General features: G+C 70.0%; 9 protein-coding genes. 6 read left to right on the top strand and 3 right to left on the bottom strand.

All coding sequences use genetic code 11. The annotated features are described in order from the left end of the window. Positions 1-127 precede the first annotated feature (127 nt). On the top strand, positions 128-979 hold the full coding sequence (locus FHP25_RS40215; RefSeq protein WP_147852644.1) for an ABC transporter permease: 852 nt from the start codon (positions 128-130) through the stop codon (positions 977-979). Positions 980-1,113: 134 nt separating this feature from the next. Here the strand turns inward: FHP25_RS40215 and FHP25_RS40210 are convergent, their stop codons facing one another. Beyond that, complete coding sequence (locus FHP25_RS40210; RefSeq protein ID WP_147852643.1) at positions 1,114-1,995, bottom strand: class I SAM-dependent methyltransferase; 882 nt, start codon at positions 1,993-1,995, stop codon at positions 1,114-1,116. Positions 1,996-2,216: 221 nt separating this feature from the next. On the opposite strand from FHP25_RS40210, the gene FHP25_RS41215 reads away from it, so the two are divergent. From FHP25_RS41215 to FHP25_RS40190, 5 genes are all read left to right on the top strand, one after another. Continuing rightward, a complete protein-coding gene (locus tag FHP25_RS41215) occupies positions 2,217-2,375 on the top strand; it encodes a hypothetical protein (protein ID WP_178134146.1) in 159 nt (52 codons plus the stop codon). Positions 2,376-2,382: 7 nt separating this feature from the next. After that, positions 2,383-3,780, top strand: a complete 1,398-nt coding sequence (cysG, locus tag FHP25_RS40205) for a siroheme synthase CysG (RefSeq protein WP_147852642.1) — start codon at positions 2,383-2,385, stop codon at positions 3,778-3,780. After that, the gene (locus FHP25_RS40200) at positions 3,780-4,097 is read left to right on the top strand and encodes a DUF2849 domain-containing protein (protein ID WP_147852641.1); all 318 of its coding nucleotides are present in this window, start codon (positions 3,780-3,782) and stop codon (positions 4,095-4,097) included. Before cysG ends, FHP25_RS40200 begins: the two co-directional genes overlap by 1 nt. A 288-nt stretch (positions 4,098-4,385) precedes the next feature. Continuing rightward, a complete protein-coding gene (locus FHP25_RS40195; protein ID WP_147852640.1) occupies positions 4,386-6,041 on the top strand; it encodes a nitrite/sulfite reductase in 1,656 nt (551 codons plus the stop codon). Further along, positions 6,028-6,537: a DUF934 domain-containing protein gene (locus FHP25_RS40190; RefSeq protein ID WP_147852639.1), complete on the top strand. Its 510-nt coding sequence runs from the start codon at positions 6,028-6,030 to the stop codon at positions 6,535-6,537. Before FHP25_RS40195 ends, FHP25_RS40190 begins: the two co-directional genes overlap by 14 nt. Before the next feature lie 152 nt (positions 6,538-6,689). On the opposite strand, the gene FHP25_RS40185 is transcribed toward FHP25_RS40190, so the two are convergent. Both FHP25_RS40185 and FHP25_RS40180 read right to left on the bottom strand, forming a co-directional pair. Next, positions 6,690-7,283 carry a nitroreductase family protein gene (locus tag FHP25_RS40185; RefSeq protein ID WP_147852638.1) on the bottom strand — a complete coding sequence of 198 codons (594 nt, stop codon included), beginning with the start codon at positions 7,281-7,283 and terminating at the stop codon, positions 6,690-6,692. A gap of 17 nt (positions 7,284-7,300) precedes the next feature. Continuing rightward, the coding region (locus tag FHP25_RS40180) for an energy transducer TonB (protein ID WP_218578999.1) at positions 7,301-7,886 on the bottom strand (586 nt) is incomplete at its 5' end.

Here is a 7,886-nt window from a genome sequence, read left to right as displayed (position 1 = left end):
AAAAGGCACTTGGTCTTCACTACAGCCGCTCGCCGACCGACACCCCTTGAAATGATTCGCGTTTTCACACTTTCCAACCTCAAAATTGCCGTTTCAGCCCTCCAGTTGGGAAAGTTGGGCTAGCGCCATGGCCGGCGGCTCCATCCCACGCACCACGATCCCGCGCACCATAGGCGAGCGCTGCTGGCGGCTGGCGCTGTTCGCCGGCAGCGGCGCCGTCCTGCTGTTCCTGATCGCGCCGATCCTGGCCGTGCTGCCGCTGTCGCTCAACGACAGCCAGTTCCTGGCCTATCCCCTGCGCGGCTTCACCTGGCGCTGGTACGAGGAGCTGCTGGGATCGGCCCGCTGGGGGCTGTCGGTGCGCAACTCCTTCTTCATCGGCATCATGTCGGCGCTGCTGGCCACGGTCCTGGGCACGCTGGCCGCGATCGGGCTCAACGTCAGCGATTTCCGCGGCAAGACCGCGCTCACCGCCGTCCTGCTGTCGCCCATGGTCGTGCCGGTGGTGATCTACGCCGTGGGCCTCTACCTGTTCTTCGCGCCGCTGGGCCTGACCCAGACCTACACCGGCCTGATCATGGCCCACGCCGCGCTGGGCGCGCCGTTCGTCGTCGTGACGGTGTCGGCCGTGCTCGCCAGCTTCGACTGGCGCCTGGTGCGCGCAGCCCAGTCGCTGGGCGCCAATCCTTTCACGGTGTTCCGCACGATCATGCTGCCGCTGCTGGCGCCGGGCGTGTTCTCGGGCGCCTTGTTCGCCTTCGGCACCTCCTTCGACGAGGTCGTGACCTTGCTGCTGATCGGCGGACCGCAGCATCGCACCCTGCCGCGCGAGATGTTCTCCAGCCTGCGCGAGGACATCTCGCCCACCATCGCGGCCGCCACGGCCCTGATGCTGGTGACGGCGGTCCTGCTGCTGATCACGGTCGAAAGGCTGAAGGCGCGCACCGCGCGGCTCACGCGGCCGGCACCAGGACCGTGAGGTTCATGCAGGGGCCGTGGCAGGGCGACCGCACATGGCGCTGTTCACCCCTCTCCCCGCTGCCGTGGGGCGAGGAGACCGCACCGGCGCTCCCATATGCGATCGCCCTGGGGACCGGGCCCGCCCCGTAGCCGTCATCCGGGATTGACCGCCTTCACCAGCCAGCAGGCGGCCGGCAGGCGCACGCCGCCATCCGCCACGTGCCCGGCAAGCACCTCGCGCACGGCGGCGATGACCTTGTCGCGCACCGCCGGCGGCGCCTCGCGCAGCGCCCGGGTCAGCGGCCCGACCTCGGTCGCCTGGGTGACGGCCTCGTCGAGCCCGGACGTCGAGAGCACCATCATGGCGTCGACCGGATCGATGGCGATATCGCTGAAGCCCGCATCGGCGAGGATGCGGCGCACACGGTTCTGGTCGCCGAAGGCGAACGGCCCGGGATCGTCCGGTCCCGGGCGCGGCATCGGCGGCAGGAACGGCACGGACGCCATGAACGGCACGAAGGCCCAGCCGTTCTCCTTGAAGGGCCGCCAGCACAGGAAGGCGAGCCGGCCACCCGCCTTCAGCGCCCGGCGCAAATTCGCGAACGCCGCGGCCGGATCGCCGAAGAACATCACGCCGAAGCGCGAGAATAGCAGATCCACCGCCTCCGGCTCGAAAGCATGGGTCGAGGCGTCGCCGGCGAGGAACCTCACATTGGTCAGGCCGTCGGCCGCCGCGCGCCGCGCCGCCTCGCCCACCATGGCCGACGACAGGTCCAGGCCCAGCACCGTGCCCGAGGGCGCCACGGCCCGCGCCAGCGCCCGGGTCGTGGGGCCGGTGCCGCACCCGACATCCAGGACATGCTCGCCAGGCTTCGCGGCGGCGCCGGCGATGGCACGACGGTTGAGCTCGGCCAGCGAGGCATCGATGCGGGCCTCGCGCGCCAGCCAGTTGTCGCCGCCCTCGCCGCTCCAATAGGCGACCTGGTCGGCGTGCAAGGCATCTACGGTACGGGGCGGGCTTGTATCGGCCGGCATGGCGGAACTCCATCAGGGATCGGCGGGACGATAGCAGAAGGCGGCTGCGAGGCGAGGATTCGCCGCTGGCGCCACGTGAGGGTGTCTCGACCTTGGCTTATATATTACTTATTAAATTTGTATAATTTTATGTTGTACAGTTCATTAGGTTATTTTGTATTGAATTTCCACGTAGGCAGTGGCTAATTCTCGGCAGACAATGCCACAGCCTGGAGCGGGTCGTGACTGTTGCGAACGACAAGCTGGATGCGACGGCGGGCCGTGGGCTGGCCGCGGATTGGCGCGCGCGGCGCCCCATGCTGGCGGCGCTGCTGGTCCGCGGTGTGGAGGTGGCAGCCTGGATCGCGTTCTACGTCGTGGTCCGGATCCTGACGGACTGACCGGGCCATGAAGCACCTGCCGACATTCTTCGCGCTCGACGGCCGCGCCGCCCTGGTTGTCGGCGGCACGCCGGCCGCGGCGCAGCGCGCCCGTCTGCTGCTCGCCGCCGGCGCCCGGGTGACGGTGGCGGCGCCCGGCCTGGATGCCGCCTTCGACGCGCTGCTGGGCACCGGCGCCATCGCCTGGCAGGCCCGCTGGCCGGGCGACGAGGATATCGATCGTGCCGCGCTGGCGTTCATCGCGACGGGCGATCCAGGGCGCGACCACGATGTCGCGGCCCGGGCGCGCGCCGCCCGTGTGCCGGTCAACGTCACCGACCAGCCCGGGCTCAGCGACTTCATCATGCCGGCCATCGTCGACCGCGGCGACGTGGTGGTCGCGGTCTCGACCGGCGGCGCCGCCCCCGTGCTGGCACGCCTGGTGCGGGCCCGCATCGAGCGGGCGCTGCCGGCGCGGCTGGCCGATCTCGGTGCCTTCGCGGCCCGCTTCCGCGACTCGGCGCGCGCGCTTTTCCGCGACGTCGGCGCCCGCCGCCGCTTCTGGGAGCGGGTGCTCGACGGCCCCATCGGGCAGCTCGTGCTGGCCGGCCGCGAGCCGGCGGCGCGCGATGCCATGCTGGTGGCGCTCAATCGCGCTGATGCCGCCACGCCGCGGCCGGGATCCGTCACGATCGTCGGCGCCGGCCCCGGCGATCCGGATCTGCTGACGTTGCGCGCGCTGCACGCGCTGCAGCAGGCCGATATCGTGCTGTACGACGAGCTCGCCGGCCGTGCGGTGCTGGACTACGCCCGCCGCGACGCCGAGCTGGTCTATGTCGGCAAGCAGAAGGCGCATCACAGCAAGAGCCAGGACGAGATCAACGCCCTGATGGTGGCGCATGCGCGGGCCGGACGGCAGGTGGTGCGCCTGAAGGGCGGCGATCCTTTCGTCTTCGGCCGCGGCGGCGAGGAGCAGGCGCATCTGCGCGCGCACGGCATCGAGGCCACCGTCGTGCCGGGGATCACGGCAGCGCTGGCCTGCGCCGCCGCCGCCGGCATCCCGCTGACGCACCGCGAGCATGCGTCCGCCGTGACCTTCGTCACCGGCCATCTCAAGAACGGCGAGCCTGCCGCCGACTGGGCGGCGCTGGCCAGGAGCGGCCAGACCATCGTCGTCTACATGGGCGTGAGCGCCGCCGCGACGGTGCGCGACCGGCTGCTCGCGGCCGGGATCGCACGCGCCACGCCGGCAGCGATCGTCGAGAACGGCGCACGGCCCAACCAGAAGGTCAGCATCGGCACCGTGGCCGGGCTGGCGGCGCTGGCGGCCCGCCATGTGAACGGCGGCCCTGCCCTCATGATCATCGGCGATGTCGCCGCCCTGGCCGACACCGCCCTCGAACCGGCTCTGGCGGAGGCGTCCTGATGGCCAAGAATCTCACCGGCACCTTGCAGATCGTCACCGCCAACCGCTTGCGCGACGGCAGCGTGGTGTTCCTCACCCAGACCGCCGAGTGGACGTCGGACATCCGCCGCGCCGCCGTGGCGCGCGACGGCGAAGCCGCGACGCGGCTGCTGGGCATCGGCACCGTGGCGGCCGCCGAATCGCGCGTCGTCGATCCGTACCTGACCGCCGTGACCGGGGAGGGCGACGACATCATGCCGGTCAGCCTGCGCGAGCGCATCCGCGCCCAGGGCCTGACCTTCGCCGCGATCTCCGCAGACGCGACGCGGTATCTGTGAGGGCGGATACGATGATTTTTGTCGTCCTGAGCGAAGCGAAGGACCTCGCGGTGCGTCAATCGCGCAAGCTTGCGCGCTCGACGCATGAAGATTTCACCACAGAGGCACAGAGGACACAGAGGGACACAGAGAAGAAGACTTTTCTGCGCGCCACAGGCGCGCAACCTTTCATGCCTCTGTGCCTCTCCGTGCCATCTGTGCCTCTGTGGTCAGCCTTCACGCGAGCCTTCAACGACCGACGCACCGCAGGGTCCTTCGCTTCGCTCAGGACGACATAGGGGCGCTGCCATGTACCGCTATGACGAATACGACCATGCCTTTGTCGCCGAGCGCGTGGCGCAGTTCCGCGACCAGGTGAAGCGGCGGCTGGCGGGCGAGATCACGGAAGACGAGTTCAAGCCGCTGCGGCTGCAGAACGGACTCTACCTGCAGCTGCACGCCTACATGCTGCGCATCGCCATCCCCTACGGCACGCTGTCGTCCAAGCAGATGCGCACGCTGGCGCATATCGCGCGCCGCTACGATCGCGGCTACGGGCATTTCACGACGCGCCAGAACCTGCAGTTCAACTGGATCAAGCTGGAGGATGCGCCCGACGCGCTGGCCGATCTCGCCAAGGCCGAGATGCACGCCATCCAGACCAGCGGCAACTGCATCCGCAACACCACCGCCGATCATTGGGCCGGCGTGGCCATCGACGAGATCGAGGACCCGCGCATCTGGTGCGAGATCATCCGCCAGTGGTCGACGGTGCACCCCGAGTTCAGCTTCCTGCCGCGCAAGTTCAAGATCGCCGTCACCGGCTCGCCCAACGACCGCGCCGCGGTGCGCGTGCACGATATCGGCCTGCGCATGCTGCGCGACGAGAACGGCGAGCCGGGCTTCGAGGTGATCGTGGGTGGCGGGCTGGGCCGCACGCCGATGATCGGCAAGACGATCCGGCCGTTCCTGCCCAAGCAGCACCTGCTGTCGTATCTCGAGGCGATCCTGCGGGTCTACAACCGCTACGGACGGCGCGACAACATCTACAAGGCGCGCATCAAGATCCTGGTGCACGAGATCGGTGCCGAGGAGATGCGCCGCCAGGTCGAGGAAGAGTGGGAGGGGCTGCGCGACGGCGCGCTCGACCTGCCGGCCGACGTGGTCGCCGGCATCGGGCGCCATTTCGCGCCGCCGCGCTATCAGCCGCAGCCGACCATCGCGACGGAAACCGAACGGCTGCGCTTCGAGAACCGCGACTTCGCGCTCTGGCTGCGCAGCAACGTGGTGGCGCACCGCCAGCCCGGCCATGCCATCGTCAACCTATCGCTGAAGCCCGAGGGCGGGCCGCCGGGCGATGCCAGCGCGGCGCAGATGGATGCCGTCGCCGACCTGGCCGACGCCTACAGCTGCGGCGAGATCCGCGTCACCCACGAGCAGAACCTGGTGCTGCCGCACGTCGCCGTCGCCGACCTGCCGGCGGTATGGCGCGGCCTGACGCTCATCGGCTTCGCGACCCCCAACCTGGGGCTGGTCAGCGACATCATCGCCTGCCCGGGGCTCGACTATTGCGCGCTGGCCAATGCCCGCGCCATCCCGGTGGCGCAGCGCATCTCGCAGCATTTCGCCGATCTGGCGCGCCAGCACGACATCGGCGAGCTGAAGATCAAGATCTCCGGCTGCATCAACGCCTGCGGCCATCACCATGTCGGCCATATCGGCATTCTCGGCGTCGACAAGAACGGCACCGAGTTCTACCAGATCACGCTGGGCGGGCATGCCGGCGACGACGTTTCGCTGGGCAGCATCCTGGGTCCGGCGGTGCCGGCCGACCAGGTCGTCGAGGCCATCGACTCGCTGGTGCGGACCTATCTCGCGGTGCGCCAGGACGGCGAACGGTTCCTCGACACGTATCGCCGGGTCGGCAACACCCCGTTCAAGGAGCGGCTCTATGCCACTGCTTAAGGGCGGCGCCCTGATCGACGATCCCTGGCAGCGCCTCGCCGACGATACGGCGCTGCCGGCCGACGGCGCCGTGATCGTGAGCTTCGCGCGCTGGCGCGCCGAGCGCGAGGTGCTGCTGGCGCGCAGCGCGCCGCTGGGCGTGCTGCTGAAGAACACCGACCCGGTCGATGCGCTGGCGCCCGATATCGCGCGCCTGCAGTTGATCGCGCTGGAGTTCCCCAAGTTCAGCGACGGGCGCGCCTATTCGCAGGCGCGCCTGCTGCGCGAGCGCTATCGCTTCGGCGGTGAGCTGCGCGCCACCGGCCACGTGCTGCCCGACCAGCTGCACCACATGCGCCGCTGCGGCTTCGATGCGTTCGAGGTCGCCAAGGGCGATCCGGTGACGGCGTGGCGGCGCGCGGTGCACACGTTCAGCGCCGTCTATCAGCCCACCGGCGATGGCCGCGCGCCGGTCTCCGCCCTGCGCCGACGCCTGCTCGCCGCGGCAGCGGATTGATTCTCCTCTCCCGCGAGCGGGAGAGGAAGGGGCCCATCGTGCGCCGCACGATGGGAAGGTGAGGGTCCAAGGACACGGTGCCTCGTGCGTGGGCCCTCATCCGGCCATCGCTGCGCGACGGCCACCTTCTCCCGCTTGCGGGAGAAGGGAAACTACCACTCCGACACGAAGGCCTGGCGGTCGAGCTTGCGCGGCGCCGGGCGCACGGCGTTGATCGGCGTGCCGATGCCGACATAGCCGACCAGCTTGTCACTCTCGCCCAGGCCCAGCGCGCGCAGCACCACCGGATCGTAGGCGTTGGGGCCGGTCACCCACATGGCAGCGAAGCCCAGCGCATGTGCAGCGTTGAGGATGTTCATGGCCGCGGCGCCGGCCGAGAGGATCTGCTCGATCTCGGGGATCTTGTGGCCGACGCGCACGGTGGCGGCCACCGCGATGATGACCGGCACCGTGCGCGGCCAGCTGCGGAACTTCTCGATCAGCGCCTCCGGCGGATCAGGCTCACGCTGGTGCAGCGCCTGCACCGCCAGCTCGCCGAAACGCTGGCGTGCCTCGCCGCGGATCACGATGAAGCGCGCCGGCTTCAGGTTGCCGTGGTCCGGTGCGCGCAGGGCGGCATCGAGGATCAGGCCGATCTGCGCGTCGCTCGGTCCCGGCTCGGCCAGCAGGCGCGGCGACACCGACGCGCGCGACAGCAGCATGTCGATGGGCGAGGTGGCGGATTCCGATTGAGCGAATGCATCCATGGAGACTCCTGCTCGTATCAACGCAGCTGGAACTGCACCGGCACGACAAAGACGAATGGTCCAGGCAATTCCGGCGGTGGCGACGGCAGCGGTTGGGCGCGCTCGACCAGCGCCAGGGTTTCCTGGTCGAGCAGCGAATGGCCGGAGGTCCGGTCGAGCTGCTTTGTCAGCACGTTTCCGCTGCGGTCCATCGTGAAGCGCAGATAGGCGACGCCCTCCTCGCCGTCACGCCGCGCCGCGCCGGGATAGCGCTTGAATCGCTGCAGGTGCGCCACGAGGGTCGCCTGCCAGCGCCGCACCGCATCGGGGGACGGCTGGCTGGCGATGCCCGGCGGCGGCGCGGCCGTGGCTTGCGCCGCCGGCGCGGGCGCCGCGGCCGGGGCCGTGGTCTGCGCCACCTTGGGCTTGGGTTCTGGGGGCTTGGGCTCGGGCTTGCGCACCGGCTTCTCGGCCGGCTTCGGCTTGACCTCGGGCTTGGGCTTGGGCTTTGGCGGTGGCGGCTTGGGCGGCGGCACCTCGATCACCACTTCAGGCGGCACATCGGGCGGCGGCAGCATCTCGGCCAGCCGGTCGGGCTGCGGCAAGGTCACGGGCTCCGGCGGC

Source organism: Vineibacter terrae, assembly GCF_008039615.1.
In the GTDB taxonomy this organism is placed as follows: domain Bacteria; phylum Pseudomonadota; class Alphaproteobacteria; order Reyranellales; family Reyranellaceae; genus Vineibacter; species Vineibacter terrae.
This window is presented reverse-complemented; position numbering and strand designations above follow the sequence as displayed.